Source organism: Arthrobacter sp. zg-Y1110 (assembly GCF_025244865.1).
Lineage (GTDB): Bacteria > Actinomycetota > Actinomycetes > Actinomycetales > Micrococcaceae > Arthrobacter_B.
In genome coordinates this window covers 2,107,883-2,125,128 of the sequence record NZ_CP104272.1, presented here as the reverse complement: position 1 = coordinate 2,125,128, position 17,246 = coordinate 2,107,883, and the positions used below count along the sequence as shown (strand labels likewise).

Here is a 17,246-nt window from a genome sequence, read left to right as displayed (position 1 = left end):
GCCGCGCGCGTTGCGCCGCACGTGCGAGGATGGCGCGAAATGATGAGGGTGCCATGCCGGATAAGGGGTGGGTAACGGGACAATGCGGTACGTCTACCTGCGGACCTGCGCGTCAATGGCCGGCCTGCTGTGTTTATGCCTGGTCGTCTCCCTTGCCGTGTTCCTGAACCTGTCCAATGAGCCGGCCGACGCGGCGGCTGCCCCTGAAGCCCAGGCGCCGGACAGCGTCACGCTCGTGGTCAACAAGCACCGTCCCCTCGCGGCGGACTATGTGCCGCCGGACTTGGTCGACGCGGGCGGGCTGCTGCTGCGGGCCGAAGCGGCTGCGGCCTATACCGGCATGGTTAGTGCTGCCGCGGCGGAGGGCATCCCCATTTCTCCCGTCAGCGGCTATCGGTCGAGCGAAGAACAGTCCCGGCTGCACTCCTCCTACACCGAGAGGTACGGGCAGGAGGGAGCCGATTCGCTCTCGGCCCGGCCCGGCTACAGCGAGCATGAGACCGGGCTGGCCGTGGACATCGGCAATCCGGATGGCCTGTGTGCGCTGGAAACCTGTTTCGAAGGAACCGCGGCCGGTGCCTGGACTGCGGCGAACGCCCACCGGTACGGCTTCCTCATCCGCTATCCGGCGGGGGCGGAACACATCACCGGGTATGCCTATGAGCCCTGGCACCTGCGGTACGTGGGGCCGGAAGTCGCCGGCGGAGTCCACGACGCCGGGCTGACGCTGGAGGAGTTTCTCGGTCTTCCGGCCGCCCCGGACTACTGATCGGGTGTGGCTAAACCGCCTTCACTACCGGCAGTTCGCTCCACTCGGTGGTGTACCGGGGTGAGGAATACTTACGCGACATGGTCCACTCCGGCGTCGCCGTCGACATCCCCGCCAAACCGAGGCCGATGCTCGCCGCCCCGTATTTGTCCGTGACTTTCCCCAGCAGTTCGCCCAGGTTCCGCCGTTCCTGTGCGGAGACGAACTCCTCGAACAGGGGCTGCGCGCCGGCGGATTCCAGCCCGCTGAGCATCACCCCGGCCTTGGTGTAGGGCACCCCCTCGACCACCTGGGACTCGAGGGCACCGACGGCGGCCCGGCTGAGGACCACGGGATCTGACGTCGGGCTGGGCAGGCGCACCGTGGCAGAGGGGAACGACGCCGCCCGCTCGCTGAAGTGCGATGTGCCGGCATAAGCGGTGAGGATGCTGGCCTGCTGTCCTTCGCGCTCCAGCCGGGCGGCCGCCTGCTGGGCGTAGATGCTCATGACCTGGCGCATCTCGGCACCGGTAGTGACCGGGGTCGAGAAGCTCCGGGAGAAGATCAGCTGCTTGCGGTCCGCCCGCTCGTCCTCCTGCGGAATGCAGGCGGTGCCGTTGAGCTCCAGCACGGTGCGCTGCAGGATAACCGAGAATTTCCGGCGGATCAGTGCAGGGTCGGCGGCGCGCAGGTCCGCGACGGTGGAGATCCCCATGGCATCCAGCTTCGCGCCCAGCCGGGACCCCACGCCCCAGAGTCCGGTGACCGGCACCCGGGACATGATGGCTTCCACAGCTGCCGGGTCCATGGTCTCGAGGTTGCAGACACCCTGCAGGTGCCGGTTCTGCTTGGCGATCCGATTGGCGAACTTCGCCAGGGTCTTGGTGGTGCCGATGCCCACGCAGACAGGCAGACCGGTGTGGCGGGCGACGGCGGTGCGGATGGTTGCGCCCTGTGCCTCCAGGTCGCGCGGTGTGCCGGCGAGTCCGAGGAAGGACTCATCGATCGAGTACACCTCCTGCCACAGCGCGTAGCGCCCCAGCAGTTCCATCACGCGGGAACTGAGGTCTCCGTAGAGCTCGTAGTTGCTCGAGCGCTGGATCAGGCCCACGCGCGGCGCGGATTCGGCGAGCTTAAACCACGGCGTGCCGGTCTTGATGCCCAGCGCCTTCGCTTCGTCGGAGCGCGCCACCACGCAGCCGTCGTTATTGGAAAGCACCACCACCGGCACCCCTGCCAATTTCGGGTCGAAGGCGCGCTCGCAGGAAACGTAGAAGCTGTTGACGTCCACCAGGGCGATCCGCTGGGCGGCGTTCGGCGACACGGACTGCTCAGACATGGTGCAGGCAGCGGGTCACAACACCCCACACGGATAGTTCCGACGGCTCCGCCACGAGGATGTCCGGATACCCGGGGCTTTCGGCCCGCAGCACGATCCGCTGCCCGCCCAGCAGCAGTCGCCGGACCGTGAGCTCGCCGTCCACCACGGCGACGACGACGGCGCCGTCGCGCGGCGTGAGCGAACGGTCCACAATCAGTTCATCCCCGTTGCAGATACCGGTGCCCGCCATGGAATCGCCCTCCACCCGCACCACGTAGGTGGAGGTGGGGTCCCGGATCAGGTGCCGGTTGAGGTCGATCCGGCCGTCGAAGTAGTCCCGGGCCGGACTGGGAAAGCCCGCGGCAGTCGCGGCGTCGGACTCCGACGGCGGCGCGGGGCGGCGCGACCGGTCCGCTGAGAACACCGCCATGCCGAGGCCTCCTGGGGATATTTCTAGAACAGGGATATTTCTAGAACATACTTTCGAACCCTCAGCCTAGCACCGGACTGCTGTTCGTTACTTGAGCGGGATCCCGTGCGCGTCGGTGCGGAAGGCCTTGGCGTTGCAGAGAATCATCAGGCCTTCGACGAAGCCCCAGACGGCTCCCATGCCCGTGAAACAGGTCAGGACAAGCTGCGCGATGCCCACGCTGTTGTTGCCCAGGTAGAAGCGGTGGACGCCGAAGCCGCCGAGGAAAATTCCGAGCAGCCCGGCGGCGACGCGGGATTTCTGCGGCCGGTAACCCGTGCCCTGCGGTGCATGGCCGAACTGGGCATGGCCGTAGCCCTGGGCCTGCTGGTGGCCGGCGGCAGGGTAACCCTGGACGGGATACCCTGGGCCTGGTTCGGGTAGCCCTGGCCGGGATACCCCTGGGCCTGGTTCGGGTAGCCCTGGCCGGGATACCCCTGGCCGGGCTGGTTCGGGTAGCCGGGTGAGGGATAGTGAGGTGCCTGCTGCCCGTATCCCTGGGGATTCTGGGGCTGGGGATGAGACTGGGGGTGCTGAGCCTGGGCCGCCGGCGGCGGGGTCGGTTCGGGTTTCTTGGGGGAGGCGTATTGCTCGTCCCACTCGTCGGACCACCGGTTTCCGTGGTTGTTTCCCTGACCGGGACCGTTACCTGACATGGTTTCCTCCAACGTTTTTTCGAAGCCATCCCGGACCGGGTGTCGAGACTGCGCTTCAACTCCGGCGGCGAGCGCCGCAACCATCCGGATATACCTGCTGCCTGCACTCTAACAGCCGCCGGAAAACAGACGCTCCGGACCCGCCACCCGGAGGGAACCGGGCCCCCGGAGGAACTGCCCCTAGGCGCCCGCCCGTGCCCAGCCCGCGAGGCAGTCGCTGACTTCCATCCATCCGGCGTCCAGAACCTGTTCCCGGGGATGGGCATCATGCCACTGGATGATTTCGCGGGCACCCTCGGAAAACGGAATCACTGCACGGTAATCCGGCACCAAGGATTTGATCTTGCTGTTGTCGAAGATGACCGAATGGCTCTTGTCACCCAGCAGGCCCGGGCCCCGCTTCGGATCCAGTGCTGCAATGGTCTCAGAGGCCACGTGGACCAGGAGCGGGTCGGGGACGCCGGCGGCCGCCGCCAGGGAACGGTAGACGGCATCCCAGGGCAGGAACTCATCGGACGTGATGGTGTAGCTTTCGCCGACGGCGGTGGGCCGGCCCAGAAGGCCCACAAAGGCCTTCGCGAAATCCCGGCTGTGCGTCAGCGTCCACAAGGACGTGCCGTCACCGTGCACCACCACCGGCAGCCCGGAGCGCATCCGGTGGATGTCCGTCCAGTGCCCGGACATCGGGACCATCGTGGCGTCATAGGTATGCGACGGGCGCACCACCGTCCCCGGAAAGCCCTCGCTCCGGTAGGCCTGCACCAGGATGTCCTCCCCGGCGATCTTGTCCCGGGAATACTGCCAGAACGGGTTGCGCAGCGGCGTCGACTCCCGCACCGGCAGCCGCGCGGGCGGCTTCTGGTACGCCGAGGCCGAGCTGATGAACACATACTGCCCGGTCCGGCCGCGGTACAGCTCCACCGCCGCTGCCACATGTTCGGCGGTGAAGGACAGGAAGTCCGCCACGGCGTCGAACGTCCGGCTGCCCAGGGCGTCCCGCACGGCACCTGTATCCCGGACATCCGCGGCCAGGACTTCGACGCCGGCCGGCACCGGACGCAGCGCAGACACACCCCGGTTCAATACGGTCACCCGATGTCCGAGACTGGAAGCGTGCGCGACGGCAGCGGCACTGATCACGCCGGTGCCGCCGATGAAAAGCAGATCAAGAGCCGCTGGATGCGTCATTGCGGGTTTCCTTACGGGTTTCCTTGACTGGGGGCAGGAGCCGGGCTTAGGTGGAGGTGCTTAGGCTCCGAACTGCACCAAGCCTAGATGAACGCACGGCAGGAAGGCACCGCCATGACAGAGAGTCCCCGCACCGTTGTCCCGGAACTGACGCTCGGCAACTCCGTACGGATTCCGCAATTGGGGTTCGGCGTCTTCCAGGTTCCGGCGGACCGGACGCAGGAAGTGGTGGAGGACGCCCTGGCTGCCGGATACCGGCATATCGACACTGCTGCCGCGTACGGCAACGAGGCCGGAGTGGGAGCGGCCATCGCAGCGTCCGGCATTCCGCGGTCCGAGATCTTCGTGACCACCAAGCTGCGCAACGGAGACCAGGGGAGGGCGAGGGCAGCGTTCCTGGACAGCCGGCGAGCGCTGAACCTCGACGTCGTCGACCTCTACCTGATCCACTGGCCGGTGCCCTCGCAGGGGACGTTCGTGCAGGCCTGGAAGGAACTCGAGGCCCTGTACCGGGACGGCTATATGCGCGCCATCGGGGTCTCCAACTTCCTCGCGGACCACCTGGATGCCCTGTATGAGCAGAGCCAGGTCCTGCCGGCCGTGAACCAGATAGAGCTGCATCCCGGGTATCAGCAGGCGGTGCTCGCGGCCGACACCGTTTCCCGCGGCATCGCCGTCGAGGCCTACAGTCCGCTGGGGCAGGGCCGGGAACTGGCCGGGGCGGAGGTGGCCGCGCTCGCAGAGAAGTACGCAGCCACGGCAGCTCAGGTGGTGCTGGCCTGGCATCTGGGTTCGGGAAGGATCGTCATTCCCAAATCGTCCGACTCGGCTCGGATGCGGGAAAACCTGGCCGCTGTCGGGCTCGAACTGACGCAGGAGGAGCTGGACCTCCTGGACACGTTGGAGGGCGGACGCCGGATCGGTGCCGATCCGGCGACGGCGGACTTCAGTCAGCTCTGACCGGCCGGACAACCCAGGGAGGATGGATGCGGCCGTCGCGGGAAGCACCGGATCTCCTCCACGCCATCGCCAACGAGCTGCAGGACGACGGTCCGCTGACCGGCGGCACCATGTTCCGCAGCCCGGGCCTGCGCACCGGACCCAAGATCGTGGCACTCACCCGCGAGGCGCTGGAATATGTCCGCAGCCTTCCGGGGTAGCTGACTTCACCCGGCATCCCGGGCAGTGCGGTCGCCCAGGGTTTCCTTGCGCGAGTTGTTGGTCCGGCGGGTGACGGCCGAGGCCCAGACCCAGGTGGCCCGGCGCCGCCCGGCGTCCTCCCAGAGCACCTGCACCGCCCGGGAGGACCAGCTGCAGGCTTCGCCCTTCACCCGCTCGGCAGCGCCGGGGAACCGGATCCAGGCCCAGACGGGCACGCCGGGCACGGACGTGGTGACCGGATTGTGCTCGAAGTCCAGCTCTTCCGGGGTAAGGCTGATCGGCTCGGCCCGCCGCGCATAGCGGGCCGCCAGCCGCTCGGCGGCGTCCTGGTTCATACAAATAGAATATATGTTCGAATGCGGGTAGCCGGTCCGGGTCCCTGCCCTGCTCCTGCCGGCGGCCGGTCCATGGTGCACAATAGGTGCCATGTGCGGACGGTACGTAATGGCAAGGGCGACGTCGGATCTGGTCTCAGCGTTCGCCGTCGAGCAAACGGTGGGACCGGATGTGCTGCCGTCCTGGAACGTCGCTCCCACGGACGACGTCCGGATCGTCACCGAGCGGTTCTCCAACGAAGCACCGGTGCGGCGGCTGGCGACGGCGAAATGGGGGCTGGTGCCGGTCTGGGCCAAGGACCCCAAAATCGGCTCCCGGATGATCAACGCCCGGCGGGAAACCATCCTGGAGAAACCGGCGTTCCGCAAGGCGGCCGTAAAGCGCCGTGCCCTGGTGCCGGCGGACGGCTACTACGAGTGGGAAAAGTCCGCGGACGGCAAAATCCCCACCTACCTCTACTCCGGGAAACAGGACCCGCTGGCGTTCGCCGGCCTGTACGAGTTCTGGCCGGACCCGGCGCTGCCGGAGGACCACGAACACAAATGGCTGCTGAGCGTCACCATCATCACCACGAAAGCCACCGACGCCCTGGGCCACATCCACGACCGCACCCCGCTGATCATCCCGCCGGACCTCTACACGGACTGGCTGGACCCGAAGCTGACCGACGGAGCGGACGTCGCCCAACTGCTGGACGCCGTGCCCGAGCCCACGCTCACCCCGCGGGTGGTGTCCCGCGAGGTCAACTCGGTTCGCAACAACGGGCCGGAACTGATCGAGCCTGCGAGCGCCTGACCCCTGGTGAACCCCGGTGGATCACCAGGCATAGTCCTCCGGGGCCGGTGAGTGCCCGGGAAAGATCCCGTCCAGCCGCGCCAGCGTCCGTGAATCCAGGGGAACGTCCAGGGCCAGCAGCGCCTCGTCCAGCTGCTCCTGGGTGCGCGGACCCACCAAGGGCGCCGTCACCGCGGGCTGGTGCAGCAGCCAGGCCAGTGCCAGGACGCCGGGCAGGATGTCCAGCTCGGCGGCCAGGTCCTCGTACTGCCGGATCTGGTCCCCGTGTTTCTCGAGCAGGTCCCGCACCCTGCCCTCGGCACGCCGCCCGCCGCCGTCGGCCTCCTTCGCCAGGATCCCGCCGAGGAGGCCGCCCTGCAGCGGTGACCACGGCAGGATTCCGAGCCCGTACTGCTGCGCCGCGGGAAGGACCTCCAGCTCCACGGACCGGTTGATCAGGTTGTAGATGCTCTGCTCGCTCACCAGCCCTGCGAAGTTCCGCCGGTTGGCGTTCTCCTGCGCCCGGGCAATGTGCCAGCCGGCGAAGTTGCTGCTGCCGTTGTAGATGATCTTGCCCTGTGCCACCGCCACCTCCATGGCCTGCCAGATCTCCTCCCACGGCGTATTCCGGTCAACATGGTGGAACTGGTACAGATCGATGTAATCCGTCTGCAGCCGCTTCAGGCTGGCGTCGAGGGCGCGGCGGATGTTCAGTGCGGAGAGGTAGGTGTCGTTGGGGCGCTCGCTCATGGAGCCGTAGAGCTTGGTGGCCAGGACGGTGTCCTCGCGCCGCCCGCCCCCTTTGGCGAACCAGCGTCCGATGATCTGCTCGGTCCAGCCCTTACGCTCACCCCAGCCGTACACGTTGGCGGTGTCGAAGAAATTGATGCCGGTTTCCCGGGCGGAGTCCATGATGGCGTGGGCGTCCGCCTCGTCGGTTTTGGGTCCGAAGTTCATGGTGCCCAGGCACAGGCGGGACACTGACAGGCCGGAGCGGCCGAGATGCGTATATTCCATCGGGCCAGTGTGCTCCCCGTTACGTTGCGGGGCCAGCCGTCGGGCGGTGCTGGGGTAGCCTGAAAGCCAATTCCGGAACGGCAGGGAGAAGCAAGCACGTGGCTGAATCGTATTATCGCTCGCTGGGCAACGACGCCTATGAGGCAACCATTCACACCCAGGGGGCCTGGAACCCGCAGGAGCAGCACATGGCTCCCATTTCCGGACTGCTGGCCCACTGCCTGGAGCAGTTCCGTCCACGCCCCGAGCTGCGTATGGCCCGGATCAGCTACGACATTTTCGGGTTGATCCCGCGCACCGCCTTCGAGGTGAAAACCTCCGTCCTGCGTCCCGGACGCACCATCGAACTGGTGCAGGCCGAGATGGTGGTTGAAGGCCGCACCGCCGTGCGCGCCACCGCCTGGCGCCTTGCCCGCGGCTCGACGGCAGAGGTGGCTGCGCTGGAAGACGACGCCATGCCCGGTCCGGCAGAGGCGGGCACCCATGAAGGCATGACCGAGTGGCCCGGGGCGTTTATTGAATCCCTGGAGAAACGGGCACTGCCGGGGCTGCGTCCGGGCCGCGGCCGGGCGTGGCTGCGCACCCCGCACGAAATGGTGGAGGGCACGCCGACGTCGGACCTGGTCCGCCTCGTGGGCATGGCGGACACCGCCAACGGTATTTCCACCCGCGTGCCCCCGGGCGGGGACAGCTACATGTTCCCGAACGTGGACCTGCAGCTGCACCTGCACCGCGAACCCCGGGGGGAATGGCTGGGCCTGGATACCCAGGTGACCTTCGGTGCCGACGCAATCGGCCTGACTTCGACGGTCCTGCATGACCTGCAGGGCCCGTTTGGGCGCTCCGAGCAGATCCTGACCGTCCGGCCGCTCGGCGGAGCGTAGGCGGTGCCCGCCGCCTTGGAAGTGTTCCGGCAGGAGGAATCCCTGGGCGCCGCGGCCGACCTCGACTTCGCGCTCGCCATGCTCGAAGCCGTCCGCAGCGGTGGGCTCGGCCCGGCCCTGCGGATATACCGTCCCCGCCCCACGGTCGCCCTGGGGCAGCGCGACGCCAAGCTGCCCGGCTTCGCCGCGGCGCAGGCTGCCTGCCGCCGGCAAGGCTTCGAGCCGCTGGTCCGCAAGGCCGGCGGCCGGGCCGCCGCCTACCACGACGGCTGCCTGGTCCTGGACCACGTGGAGCCGGACGCCGATGCCCTCGCCGGTTCGAGACGCCGTTTCGCGGACTTCGGCGAGCTGCTGGCCCGCGCGTTCCGCAAGGTCGGGCTGACCGCCGGTGTAGGCGAAATTCCGGGGGAGTACTGCCCCGGGGAATTCACCGTCTCCGGCGAGGCTCCCGGCGGCGCTCCCGGCGGGGAGCGGATCAAACTGGCGGGCACGGCCCAACGGGTGATTGCCGGCGGCTGGCTGTTTTCCTCGGTGCTGGTGGTGGACAACGCCCTCCCGCTCCGCCGGGTCTTGACCGACTGCTATGCCGAGCTCGGGCTGGGCTGGGACCCGCGCACCGCCGGAGCCGCCCGGGACCTCGCACCGGGACTGGATATTGCCAAGGTGCAGGACGCCGTCCTGGCCGCCTACGCCGGCTACGCACCCCTCGTTGACGGGGACTTCACCGCACTGCGGGGGAGAGTTGCGCAACACTAGGGCCCGGTCGCTTCGTCCCGGCGGCTGCCGGGGATAGTGTTGATGGCGGTGAGCCGGCTTAACCGGAGCGGCTATCAACATTCGTAACAAAGGAATTCCATTGGGCTCAGACACCGTTGAAAACACTGCGCTGCGGCTGCAGGCGGTCCTTGAGATCCTCGCAGCAGAGGACCCGTCAGCTACCGGCAAGGTCAGCAGGGCAAAGGTACTCGGTGCCGCCCTGGACCGTGTGCCGCTCGCAGGACGCGAAGCGGAGGCCCTGGCCAGCGGCACCACCCGCGGCGAGCGTGCCCTGGTGAACGCCACCACCAAGCTCGTCAAGGCGGGCTGGATCCTCAAGGAAGCCCGCTCGGGCTGGAGCATCACCAACGAGGGCCGCCGGGCCCTGAAAGACTTCCCGGAGCCGGCGCACCTGTCAGCCGCCCTCAGCGGGAAGCCGGTGGCAGCGGCAGAAACCGCTTCCCCGGCAGAGGAAGTAGTGGAAGAGGTCCTGCGCGACGCCGTCGCCGTCCCTTCCGCTCCGGCCGAGCAGCACGGCTCGCACCCGGAAACCGACATCCCGGAGCCGTCCTTCCCGCAGCCGGAGTCCGTGGCCCTCGCCGGCGATTTCGGCGCGGCACTCGGTACCGAGGACTGGAACCCGGCCGGAGGGCAGTTCGCATTCGACCGCCACGACGAACTGTGGAAGCTCACGGTGGACCTGCCCGAAGGCACATACACCTACAAGGTGGCACTGAACGGTTCGTGGGACGAGAACTACGGGTTCGACGCACACCGCGACGGCGGCAACATCGAGCTGTGGCATACCGGCGGTCCGCTGACTTTCCTGTATGACCACGCCACGCACAACGTGGTCACCAAGGCAACCGCCTAGGACCGGCCCGGCGTCGTGCCCGGACCCTCAACGGGGTCCACCAGGAATCCGCGGGGCTCGCGCACCCACCAGACCCGGTCGCGGCGCAGTTCCGCCGGCGTGGAATAGCGGTAGCGGTAGACCCGGGCACGGATCCAGCGGGGCGGCTCGCCGTCGAACGGGTCCCTGCGCAGCAGGCGCAGGGTCCGCCGGTCGGCGGCGAGCAGCTTCCGCAGCAGCACCGGGAACCAGGCACCCGCGGCGCCCAGACCCAGGAACCACATCAGCCAGTCCAGGCGCAGGTGGTAGGGCGCAAACTGGCGCGGCATCCGGCGCGGGTCCCCGGGCTTGCCCTTGAATTCGTACTCCAGCCAGCGGGCGTCCGGCCCCGGCGGATCGTTGGTGCCCTCGATGACCACCTCGTTCCGGTGCCGCGTAATGCTGCCGAATGCGCCGTAGGCATTGGAGAGGTGCCAGCGGTTGAAGCTGGCATTCATCAGCTGGTCGCGGCGGACCAGGTTCTTCAACGGTGCCCACGCCCAGTACAGCACCGCCAGGGTCACGGCGCCGACGACGACGGCGAACGCCACCGGGGTTGCGGCCGGATCCGGTGCGGCGAACTGCGCCTCCGGGAGCACCGCCTGCACGGCCGAATCGCTGATCGCCGTGCACGCGAGCAGGATGGTCAGCACGTTCAGCCAGGCGAAGTTCCCCGAAAGGACGAGCCAGAACTGGGTAACAATCACCACCGCCGCGGCAATCGAGGCCACCGGCTGCGGGAAGAACAGGAAGAACGGCACCACCAGCTGGGCGAAGTGGTTGCCCAGCACCTCCATCCGGTGCAGCGGCTTTGGCAAGTGGTGGAAGAACCAGCTGGCCGGGTTCGGCATCGGCTGGGTTTCGTGGTGGTAGTACAGGGCGGTGAGATCCCGCCACACCTTGTCGCCGCGCATCTTGATCAGGCCGGCACCGAATTCGAGCCGGAACACCAGCCAGCGGAAGGCCCACAGCACCGCGACCGGAACCGCGACGTCGTCGGAGCCCAGGAACGCAGCCAGGAAACCGGCCTCCAGCAGCAGCGATTCCCAGCCGAACCCGTAGAACGTCTGCCCGATGTTCACCACGGACAGGTACAGCCCCCAGATAAACAGGAAGGCTGCCATCGGCAGCCACCACGGTCCGGTCTGCGGCACTCCCGCCACCAGCAGCGCGGAGACGGCGGCGCCCGCCCACGCCACGGCGAGCAGGAACCGGTCCGAATAGTGCCAGTGGAAGAGGGTAGGGATGCCCCGGCCCTTGATCCGGGCCAGGAACTGCGGGGCCGGGAGCAGGCCGTTTTCGCCCAGCAGCGCCGGGAACTGGGCGGCCGCGGAGAGGAACGCGATCAGGTAGACGGCGGCGATGCCGCGCTGCAGCACCTGGCGGGCGAACTCGTATCCTTCGGCGCTGAACCACTCCATGGCATGTCAGCCTAGCTCCGGCGGCGGGCCGGCGCTGCCGATCCTGGGCCCCGGCTTAGATGTACTGGTTGATGTAGACCCAGCGTCCCCCGAGGTCTGTATTGAGGGCTTCGAGCAGGGTCATGGTGAGTTCGGGTGAATACCCGCCGGTGCCGGTATCGATGATGACCGCGAAGGACGCCATGGCCATGCAGCTCCGCAGCTCCCAGTCGCCGAATAGTCCCGTCCATGAGCAGTCCGGACAGGCCAGCCGGGGCTCGGGACCGCCGTCGAACCATTCACTGACCAGCGGAACAACCAGCTCGAGCGGAAGCTGGACGGTGCAGCGCCGGCAAACGGGGCCCCCGGTACCCTCACCGGCAAAGTAATACTCCCGTCCGGCGACAAAGCTGTAGCTTCCGTTGGCGTCTGCGGAGGCCGCCAACGTGCGCGGTCCGAAGGCGTCGGCGGGATGCTTCTCGTAGTAGGGGTCGTAGACAGTAGGGTCGGCCACGCTCCAGCCGGTGCTGCGGAACCAGTTCCGTACCTGGCTGAATCGTTCCTCGCTTCCTTCCGCTTCCACGGAAAGGTCCAGCAGTTGTTCCCGGTTATCGCTCATGCCACACCGTAACGAATGCCGCCGGAAAATACCCGAAAGAGGAGCAGGTTCCTCTTGCCTGCCCCTCGTCCTACGCTGGAACGGTGGCAGAACCCCAGTCCCGCGGGAGGTGCCGGAAATGACCGGATCGCGTGTCCTTGCCCTCGTCGTCGCCCACCCCGACGACGACGCCTACGGGCTGGCCGGTACGGTGGCGCTGCACGAAGACGATCCGGGGTTCCGCTTCGTCCTGGTCCACGCGACCGACGGCGGCGCCGGGCAGATCGATCCGTCCTATCCGCCGGTCAACGAACCGCTCGGGCAGATCCGGCGGCGGGAAATGGAAGCCGCATGGACGGCGCACGGCAGGCCGCCGGACCGCCATGAGTGGCTGGACTACGACGACGGCGCTGTGGCGCAGGTTCCCTTCGGGGAACTTGTGGAGCGGATCGGCGGCATCCTGGCGCAGGAGCGGCCCGACGTCGTCGCCACCTTCGGCCCCGACGGGATCACCGGGCACCCGGACCACATCGCAGTCGGTGCGGCCACCGATGCCGCCTTCACGGGTCTTCGGGCCGACGGCGGTCCGGGGCTGCAGCGCCTGCTGCACGGCGGTGTCCGCCGCTCCACCTGGGAACGGTGGAACCGCAGCCGGGCCCGACACGGACTGGAACCCTGGGACGAGGACCGGGTGTATGACCTTCGCCCGGTTCCGGACGACCTGATCGGCATGGAAGTGGACGTCGGCAGCGTGGCGCACCGGATCGTGGCCGGGCTGATGGAACACCGGACCCAGCGCCACGTGGTCTCCCCAGGCGTACCCCCGGACGTGGACCAGGATGCCGGCTGGGCCCGTTCCGTCTCAACGGAGCCGCTGGTCATCGCCTGGCCGCCGCGGCAGCCCGGGGCAGCGGTGCTGGGCGATGTGTTCGAGGGGCTGGACTAGACGGGCGTCGACACAATGAGTTGGGCGGGGCGGAAAGGATCCCCTGATGGAACGCCAGCATGTCTGCGCGCCAGGTGACGGTGAGTTGCGGTGGACTCCTACCCCCTTAGGCAGAAATACGCCATCCCGAGGACGCCCCGGTAGCCCTCTTCATATGCCGCTCGCTGTTCCTCATATTGCTGACGAACCTGCCCTGCGGCGGGATGGTAGGCATCATGTGCTTTTAGCCAACGGGTAAACCTGTCGCGATATCCGGCCTCGAAGACGTCCCACTCCTGAACGCTTGCATGGTCCTCGTCCACCACCTCGAAACCAGCGGCGCGGATCTGCTCGCGTAACGCATCTGATGTCAGGTACTCGTCATCACGTCCAGCCAGAGGGGCGGTAGCAGCCGGATGAGGTGTTGCTGACCAGATCGCCTCGCCGTAGACGAGCCGGCCGCCGGGGAGTACCAGAGCTCGAAGGGCGCGCAGGGCTGCGGCGTAGTTGAGCGGCTGTGCGTCCTCTACCGGCGGCCCCCAGATCTGGCTCGCGCCGATGCAGATGACAGCGTCTGCGGGGCGATCCTGAGCTTCTAGCCCTGGCATCGAATCAAACGTCGCTCTGTTGAGCAGCCCGCGAGTCAATGTCTGTTGCCTGGCTCGGTCGATGGATGCGGAAGCACTGTCCACTCCGCGTCCCCGTGCCTGCGGGGCCGACGTCAAAACCCGAAGTAGTAGTTCGCCCCATCCGCACCCCATGTCCAGAACCTCAGCCGGTGCCGGGTCGGACAAGAACGCCACAAGGTGAGCGGCACGTTCCTCGGAAAGCGGGGTGAGCCAGGTCAGGGACTCATATAGGGGCGGCAGTTCAAGCGAAGTGTCGTCGGTCACACGATGATGTTCTCACGATTCATAGAAGCGACTGCTTGGGATATCCGCTTGTCCGGCAATGGATCCTCCTGCGGGACCCGCCTTAGCGATCGGCAAGGGAATAGCGATGATTACGGATACTGATACTCGTGGGAGAATTTCTGTCGCGGCTCGTACCGGTTCCTATTGCAGCGTGCGTAGCGCTGCCTCTAGCTTTGCAATGTCTACAGCGTCCTTGTCACGGCGTCGAAAGCCGGGAACCCATACCGGCATCATGCGTTTGATCTCGATCTGAGCCTCCGGGCTGATGACGGGGCAGCGGATACCTTCCAGCTCCGCAACGACGGTATTCTCAATCATGTTTTTAGGCCAGGGCTCACCCATAAACGGGCCGCCACCCACTATTACCTCACCGCAATCGCTTCGAGCCAGTGGTGCAAAGCCAAGCTCGACCTCATCCCGAACAAGGTCACGCTGCTGGTCGCGTGGGTGGTTCGCGAGATCAACCAAACCCGAGAGACAAGTAGTCCTGATATGACTGGCAGATCATCTTGCCAGACGAACCAATCTACGTCCTCGTGGTTACGCGTCACCTGGCCGAGGTAGAAGTCCATCGCCCAACCTCCGCGTAACCAGACTTCGATCCCCAAGGTATTTGCCGCGCGTAGGACCTCTGTGATGGCAGAAAGCTGCGCTTGAACAAGTTCATCCATGCGGAGCACTCTAGCCAATCCGGGCAGCATATCCCGGCCCCGGTGAGTCGAGCCCAGTTGTTCCGTAAGCCGGTCCATGAGCTGGGCAAGACGGTAAACTCGACGCGCCCTGATCACAGTCCCTTTCAGCAAATGCCGCTGTCAGCTGTCTGTCGAGATCTTGTCGAGGAAGGCCACTACAGCTACAGCTGCGGCACCAAGAACGCCGTTGATCCACGCCAGCACGAACCGACCCATCCCCGGGTCGGCCTCATTCTGTGTGCCGGGATGATTCGTCAGCATGACGACGCCGGTCACAAGCACGGGGATTCCCAAGGTCAGACCCAACCCCCAGGCAAGATACCTTTCCCGGTCCAACAACCCCTGCCAGGACCTAAAGACACCGATGACCATGGCCAAGACGGGGAAAACGAAAAATGGGGCGACTTGCGTAAATGTGCTCATGGTCCCCCTAAATCACCTCGGCCATTCGGGCAATTACTGTCACACACATAGACAAGATCCGGTGCCCAATGACTTCACCATAACCAAGTGCCACGATGCCGTTCCTCAAGGCGATCGGTGTCCGGGCGGTCTCGGTCATGTCGCGGGTACTTGCCGCCTACTAAGGTGAAGACATGCCAACGTCCTGGACGAGTTTAGAAACGAACAGTACTGACGAGTGGTGGGACGTCGTGGATGCCGAAGGGTCTCCGACGGGCAGAACCTATCGCAGGGGCGCAGCGAACTGGCCGTCCGGGTTTTTTCATTTGATCGTCGCAGTTTGTATCCAGCGTGAGGATGGAGCTGTCCTCCTTACCCAACGTGCAGCAACTAAGGAATTTCCCTTCGGATGGGAGTTCCCCGGTGGAAGCGCTCTCAGTGGTGAGACAAGTCGTCAGGCGGCGAGTCGGGAACTGGGGGAGGAGACGGGGGTAGAGATTCCGCCGTCCGTGCTGACGCCGATTGATCGATTTGTTGAAGCAGCAGCTCTTCTTGATTTCTATACTGCCCACGCGCCGGCGAACACCGAATTGAGATTGCAGCAGAGCGAAGTCATGGCCGCCGAGTGGGTGCCTCTCGAGGAAGTCGACCGCCGGCTGTGTGCGGGCCTTATGGCTGACCCCTGGTCCGCCCGCCTCGACGCGCTCTGGCCGCTTGCGAGGCAGGCACTGCGTATCGTCCGGTGACGGATCGGTAAGCGGGACATTTGGGCCTGCAACCCATTCCCATTTACAGGCACCCTCGTTTGATTCATTGTCTAGGCATGAGACTGGTTGGCATTCTGCCCGAAGACGCCCCCGACCCTCGTGCTGAATGGGTCGAGAATCTGAAGCGCATGCCTATTCCGGTGCTAGGGCTTATGCCCCAGCCATCGCTGGAGGACACGGACTCCGTAAGCCTGAACTCCGCCATGGATGACCGTGGGTACAGCGAGATGACAGCGAGCATCACCTACACTCTCTGGCGAAACCCGGATGATCGCTCAGATCCGGCTAACCTTGCGGACTTCGACGAGGAGACCCGAAGGGCGATCGAGGAAGTTCCGCCATGGCCCCGGCCCCCTTGGCTGATCGAACAAGTGAAGCGAATGCAATATCCGCAGCTGTGGGAGGCCGTGCGAACCACTTGGCACCGAGAGCCTTCCGAGCACTCGCTTCAAAGCCTCCTGGCTGACCATGTCAACCACATCTTGATGAACCAGTACCGGCAGGAGCTCTGGCCCGGCGACAAACCCTGGGACCAGCACGCACCCGCAGTGACCGGCCGGATGGTCAACGGCCAGGCCAGAACCGTCGTCAACGGAGTCGACGTAACCGGTGCAGAGGTCGATACTGACCCGTTCGTGTACGGCATCGGAGCCCGTCTCGCAGGCGGCGGCGTCGTGACCGCAGTACTTCCACGCGCTGAACTCAAACGAATCCAGGTCCGGTTTACGACCCGGGGCTAACAGCCACACCCCTGCGTCCCAGTGGGGATCCTCCTACGCACTGGGCGCAGCTGAGTCAGATGGCTTGGGAGAAATAACCAAGACCACCTCCGGAGACTAGACGGTGTCAGCTTCTGTTTGCGCGTGAGCCGCAAGTGCCGGCGGGCCCGATGGGTCGCGCGTTAGGGCACCGTTTTGCGCGCCGCCGTGTTCGACGACTTCCACCCTCACTGAGTCCCCCTGGTTCAGTTCGAAGCCCGCCCGCGGGTCTTGCCAGGTGATGTAGAACAAGCCCGGCCATGCGATGGCACCGATCGGTGGCCCATCGGGATCTGGGTTGGCAAGAGTGACGCCTGCTTCATCCGCGATGTCCCGGCCAACATGGAACGGTAGTCCGACCACGTCGGGAACGAGAACTCTCTTCAACATGCGCTCCACCATGGCGCTAACGGTACGCCCGGACCACCCCTCCAGCTAAAGGTGCTAGCAAGGTCCCTAACCCGATCCTTGAACGCGCTCTCAGTAGGCTCATCACGGGAACCTTCCCTTATATCCACAGCGCGAACTGATGCGTCAGCTGGTGGAGCATAGTGGACACCTTGTCCCCACCCTCGATGCACAGATTTG

23 protein-coding genes are annotated in these 17,246 nt (G+C 66.1%); 10 read left to right on the top strand and 13 right to left on the bottom strand.

The annotated features are described in order from the left end of the window. The first annotated feature begins 67 nt into the window (after positions 1-67). Positions 68-769 (top strand): D-alanyl-D-alanine carboxypeptidase family protein, encoded by a 702-nt coding sequence (locus tag N2K99_RS09860; RefSeq protein WP_227933664.1) that lies wholly within the window; start codon positions 68-70, stop codon positions 767-769. 10 nt (positions 770-779) lie between these two features. Here the strand turns inward: N2K99_RS09860 and N2K99_RS09855 are convergent, their stop codons facing one another. The 4 genes from N2K99_RS09855 to N2K99_RS09840 all read right to left on the bottom strand — a co-directional run bounded on the left by N2K99_RS09855 (position 780) and on the right by N2K99_RS09840 (position 4,382). Then, positions 780-2,087, bottom strand: coding sequence for a Y-family DNA polymerase (locus N2K99_RS09855; protein WP_227921166.1), 1,308 nt, complete (start codon positions 2,085-2,087; stop codon positions 780-782). Beyond that, positions 2,080-2,499, bottom strand: coding sequence for a LexA family transcriptional regulator (locus N2K99_RS09850; RefSeq protein WP_227933663.1), 420 nt, complete (start codon positions 2,497-2,499; stop codon positions 2,080-2,082). The genes N2K99_RS09855 and N2K99_RS09850 overlap by 8 nt, the downstream gene beginning before the upstream one ends. A gap of 87 nt (positions 2,500-2,586) precedes the next feature. Continuing rightward, entirely contained in the window at positions 2,587-3,138 is a 552-nt protein-coding gene (locus tag N2K99_RS19125; RefSeq protein ID WP_227933662.1) for a TM2 domain-containing protein, read from the bottom strand. Between the two features lie 236 nt (positions 3,139-3,374). Continuing rightward, positions 3,375-4,382 (bottom strand): NAD-dependent epimerase/dehydratase family protein, encoded by a 1,008-nt coding sequence (locus N2K99_RS09840; protein WP_227933661.1) that lies wholly within the window; start codon positions 4,380-4,382, stop codon positions 3,375-3,377. Positions 4,383-4,496: 114 nt separating this feature from the next. Here N2K99_RS09840 and N2K99_RS09835 point away from each other — a divergent pair, with 114 nt between their 5' ends. Together N2K99_RS09835 and N2K99_RS09830 are read left to right on the top strand one after the other, a co-directional pair. Next, positions 4,497-5,342, top strand: a complete 846-nt coding sequence (locus N2K99_RS09835; protein ID WP_227921173.1) for an aldo/keto reductase — start codon at positions 4,497-4,499, stop codon at positions 5,340-5,342. 26 nt (positions 5,343-5,368) lie between these two features. Continuing rightward, a complete protein-coding gene (locus N2K99_RS09830) occupies positions 5,369-5,542 on the top strand; it encodes a hypothetical protein (RefSeq protein ID WP_227921175.1) in 174 nt (57 codons plus the stop codon). A gap of 6 nt (positions 5,543-5,548) precedes the next feature. Here the strand turns inward: N2K99_RS09830 and N2K99_RS09825 are convergent, their stop codons facing one another. Next, complete coding sequence (locus tag N2K99_RS09825; protein WP_227921178.1) at positions 5,549-5,878, bottom strand: hypothetical protein; 330 nt, start codon at positions 5,876-5,878, stop codon at positions 5,549-5,551. 109 nt (positions 5,879-5,987) lie between these two features. Between N2K99_RS09825 and N2K99_RS09820 the strand changes: the two genes are divergently transcribed. Further along, entirely contained in the window at positions 5,988-6,674 is a 687-nt protein-coding gene (locus N2K99_RS09820) for an SOS response-associated peptidase (RefSeq protein ID WP_229951723.1), read from the top strand. A gap of 21 nt (positions 6,675-6,695) precedes the next feature. Here N2K99_RS09820 and N2K99_RS09815 read toward each other — a convergent pair whose 3' ends face one another. After that, positions 6,696-7,670, bottom strand: coding sequence for an aldo/keto reductase (locus N2K99_RS09815; protein ID WP_227933660.1), 975 nt, complete (start codon positions 7,668-7,670; stop codon positions 6,696-6,698). A 98-nt stretch (positions 7,671-7,768) separates the two neighbouring features. Here N2K99_RS09815 and N2K99_RS09810 point away from each other — a divergent pair, with 98 nt between their 5' ends. The 3 genes from N2K99_RS09810 (at position 7,769) to N2K99_RS09800 (ending at position 10,184) form a co-directional block, all read left to right on the top strand. After that, a complete protein-coding gene (locus tag N2K99_RS09810; protein WP_227933659.1) occupies positions 7,769-8,554 on the top strand; it encodes a thioesterase family protein in 786 nt (261 codons plus the stop codon). Between the two features lie 3 nt (positions 8,555-8,557). Beyond that, positions 8,558-9,310 (top strand): lipoyl protein ligase domain-containing protein, encoded by a 753-nt coding sequence (locus N2K99_RS09805; RefSeq protein ID WP_227933658.1) that lies wholly within the window; start codon positions 8,558-8,560, stop codon positions 9,308-9,310. A 100-nt stretch (positions 9,311-9,410) separates the two neighbouring features. After that, positions 9,411-10,184, top strand: a complete 774-nt coding sequence (locus N2K99_RS09800) for a winged helix-turn-helix domain-containing protein (protein WP_227933657.1) — start codon at positions 9,411-9,413, stop codon at positions 10,182-10,184. Here the strand turns inward: N2K99_RS09800 and N2K99_RS09795 are convergent. Continuing rightward, positions 10,181-11,623: a lipase maturation factor family protein gene (locus N2K99_RS09795; protein WP_227933656.1), complete on the bottom strand. Its 1,443-nt coding sequence runs from the start codon at positions 11,621-11,623 to the stop codon at positions 10,181-10,183. The genes N2K99_RS09800 and N2K99_RS09795 overlap by 4 nt on opposite strands. Positions 11,624-11,678: 55 nt before the next feature. Next, positions 11,679-12,221 carry a hypothetical protein gene (locus N2K99_RS09790; RefSeq protein ID WP_227933655.1) on the bottom strand — a complete coding sequence of 181 codons (543 nt, stop codon included), beginning with the start codon at positions 12,219-12,221 and terminating at the stop codon, positions 11,679-11,681. Between the two features lie 118 nt (positions 12,222-12,339). Here N2K99_RS09790 and N2K99_RS09785 point away from each other — a divergent pair, with 118 nt between their 5' ends. Continuing rightward, positions 12,340-13,146 (top strand): PIG-L deacetylase family protein, encoded by an 807-nt coding sequence (locus tag N2K99_RS09785; RefSeq protein WP_227933654.1) that lies wholly within the window; start codon positions 12,340-12,342, stop codon positions 13,144-13,146. A gap of 98 nt (positions 13,147-13,244) precedes the next feature. Here N2K99_RS09785 and N2K99_RS09780 read toward each other — a convergent pair whose 3' ends face one another. From N2K99_RS09780 to N2K99_RS09765, 4 genes are all read right to left on the bottom strand, one after another. Next, a complete protein-coding gene (locus N2K99_RS09780; protein WP_227933653.1) occupies positions 13,245-14,018 on the bottom strand; it encodes a class I SAM-dependent methyltransferase in 774 nt (257 codons plus the stop codon). Positions 14,019-14,180: 162 nt separating this feature from the next. Then, positions 14,181-14,357 carry a hypothetical protein gene (locus N2K99_RS09775; protein ID WP_227933652.1) on the bottom strand — a complete coding sequence of 59 codons (177 nt, stop codon included), beginning with the start codon at positions 14,355-14,357 and terminating at the stop codon, positions 14,181-14,183. 44 nt (positions 14,358-14,401) lie between these two features. Continuing rightward, a complete protein-coding gene (locus N2K99_RS09770) occupies positions 14,402-14,710 on the bottom strand; it encodes a nucleotidyltransferase domain-containing protein (RefSeq protein WP_227933651.1) in 309 nt (102 codons plus the stop codon). 141 nt (positions 14,711-14,851) lie between these two features. Next, entirely contained in the window at positions 14,852-15,154 is a 303-nt protein-coding gene (locus tag N2K99_RS09765; protein WP_227933650.1) for a hypothetical protein, read from the bottom strand. Between the two features lie 173 nt (positions 15,155-15,327). Here N2K99_RS09765 and N2K99_RS09760 point away from each other — a divergent pair, with 173 nt between their 5' ends. Both N2K99_RS09760 and N2K99_RS09755 read left to right on the top strand, forming a co-directional pair. Next, complete coding sequence (locus N2K99_RS09760; RefSeq protein WP_227933649.1) at positions 15,328-15,879, top strand: NUDIX domain-containing protein; 552 nt, start codon at positions 15,328-15,330, stop codon at positions 15,877-15,879. Positions 15,880-16,052: 173 nt separating this feature from the next. Further along, entirely contained in the window at positions 16,053-16,640 is a 588-nt protein-coding gene (locus N2K99_RS09755) for a hypothetical protein (RefSeq protein WP_227933648.1), read from the top strand. Positions 16,641-16,736: 96 nt separating this feature from the next. Here N2K99_RS09755 and N2K99_RS09750 read toward each other — a convergent pair whose 3' ends face one another. Beyond that, positions 16,737-17,060 (bottom strand): PASTA domain-containing protein, encoded by a 324-nt coding sequence (locus N2K99_RS09750; RefSeq protein WP_227933647.1) that lies wholly within the window; start codon positions 17,058-17,060, stop codon positions 16,737-16,739. Positions 17,061-17,246: the final 186 nt, after the last annotated feature.

What these genes read in the sequence shown, in the direction of transcription:
- N2K99_RS09855 (WP_227921166.1), bottom strand. Translation starts at nt 2,087, where the DNA reads ATGTCTGAGCAGTCCGTGTCGCCGAACGCCGCCCAGCGGATCGCCCTG.
- N2K99_RS09850 (WP_227933663.1), bottom strand. Translation starts at nt 2,499, where the DNA reads ATGGCGGTGTTCTCAGCGGACCGGTCGCGCCGCCCCGCGCCGCCGTCG.
- N2K99_RS09840 (WP_227933661.1), bottom strand. Translation starts at nt 4,382, where the DNA reads ATGACGCATCCAGCGGCTCTTGATCTGCTTTTCATCGGCGGCACCGGC.
- N2K99_RS09835 (WP_227921173.1), top strand. Translation starts at nt 4,497, where the DNA reads ATGACAGAGAGTCCCCGCACCGTTGTCCCGGAACTGACGCTCGGCAAC.
- N2K99_RS09830 (WP_227921175.1), top strand. Translation starts at nt 5,369, where the DNA reads ATGCGGCCGTCGCGGGAAGCACCGGATCTCCTCCACGCCATCGCCAAC.
- N2K99_RS09825 (WP_227921178.1), bottom strand. Translation starts at nt 5,878, where the DNA reads ATGAACCAGGACGCCGCCGAGCGGCTGGCGGCCCGCTATGCGCGGCGG.
- N2K99_RS09820 (WP_229951723.1), top strand. Translation starts at nt 5,988, where the DNA reads ATGGCAAGGGCGACGTCGGATCTGGTCTCAGCGTTCGCCGTCGAGCAA.
- N2K99_RS09815 (WP_227933660.1), bottom strand. Translation starts at nt 7,670, where the DNA reads ATGGAATATACGCATCTCGGCCGCTCCGGCCTGTCAGTGTCCCGCCTG.
- N2K99_RS09795 (WP_227933656.1), bottom strand. Translation starts at nt 11,623, where the DNA reads ATGGAGTGGTTCAGCGCCGAAGGATACGAGTTCGCCCGCCAGGTGCTG.
- N2K99_RS09790 (WP_227933655.1), bottom strand. Translation starts at nt 12,221, where the DNA reads ATGAGCGATAACCGGGAACAACTGCTGGACCTTTCCGTGGAAGCGGAA.
- N2K99_RS09785 (WP_227933654.1), top strand. Translation starts at nt 12,340, where the DNA reads ATGACCGGATCGCGTGTCCTTGCCCTCGTCGTCGCCCACCCCGACGAC.
- N2K99_RS09775 (WP_227933652.1), bottom strand. Translation starts at nt 14,357, where the DNA reads ATGATTGAGAATACCGTCGTTGCGGAGCTGGAAGGTATCCGCTGCCCC.
- N2K99_RS09770 (WP_227933651.1), bottom strand. Translation starts at nt 14,710, where the DNA reads ATGGATGAACTTGTTCAAGCGCAGCTTTCTGCCATCACAGAGGTCCTA.
- N2K99_RS09765 (WP_227933650.1), bottom strand. Translation starts at nt 15,154, where the DNA reads ATGAGCACATTTACGCAAGTCGCCCCATTTTTCGTTTTCCCCGTCTTG.
- N2K99_RS09760 (WP_227933649.1), top strand. Translation starts at nt 15,328, where the DNA reads ATGCCAACGTCCTGGACGAGTTTAGAAACGAACAGTACTGACGAGTGG.
- N2K99_RS09755 (WP_227933648.1), top strand. Translation starts at nt 16,053, where the DNA reads ATGCCCCAGCCATCGCTGGAGGACACGGACTCCGTAAGCCTGAACTCC.
- N2K99_RS09750 (WP_227933647.1), bottom strand. Translation starts at nt 17,060, where the DNA reads ATGGTGGAGCGCATGTTGAAGAGAGTTCTCGTTCCCGACGTGGTCGGA.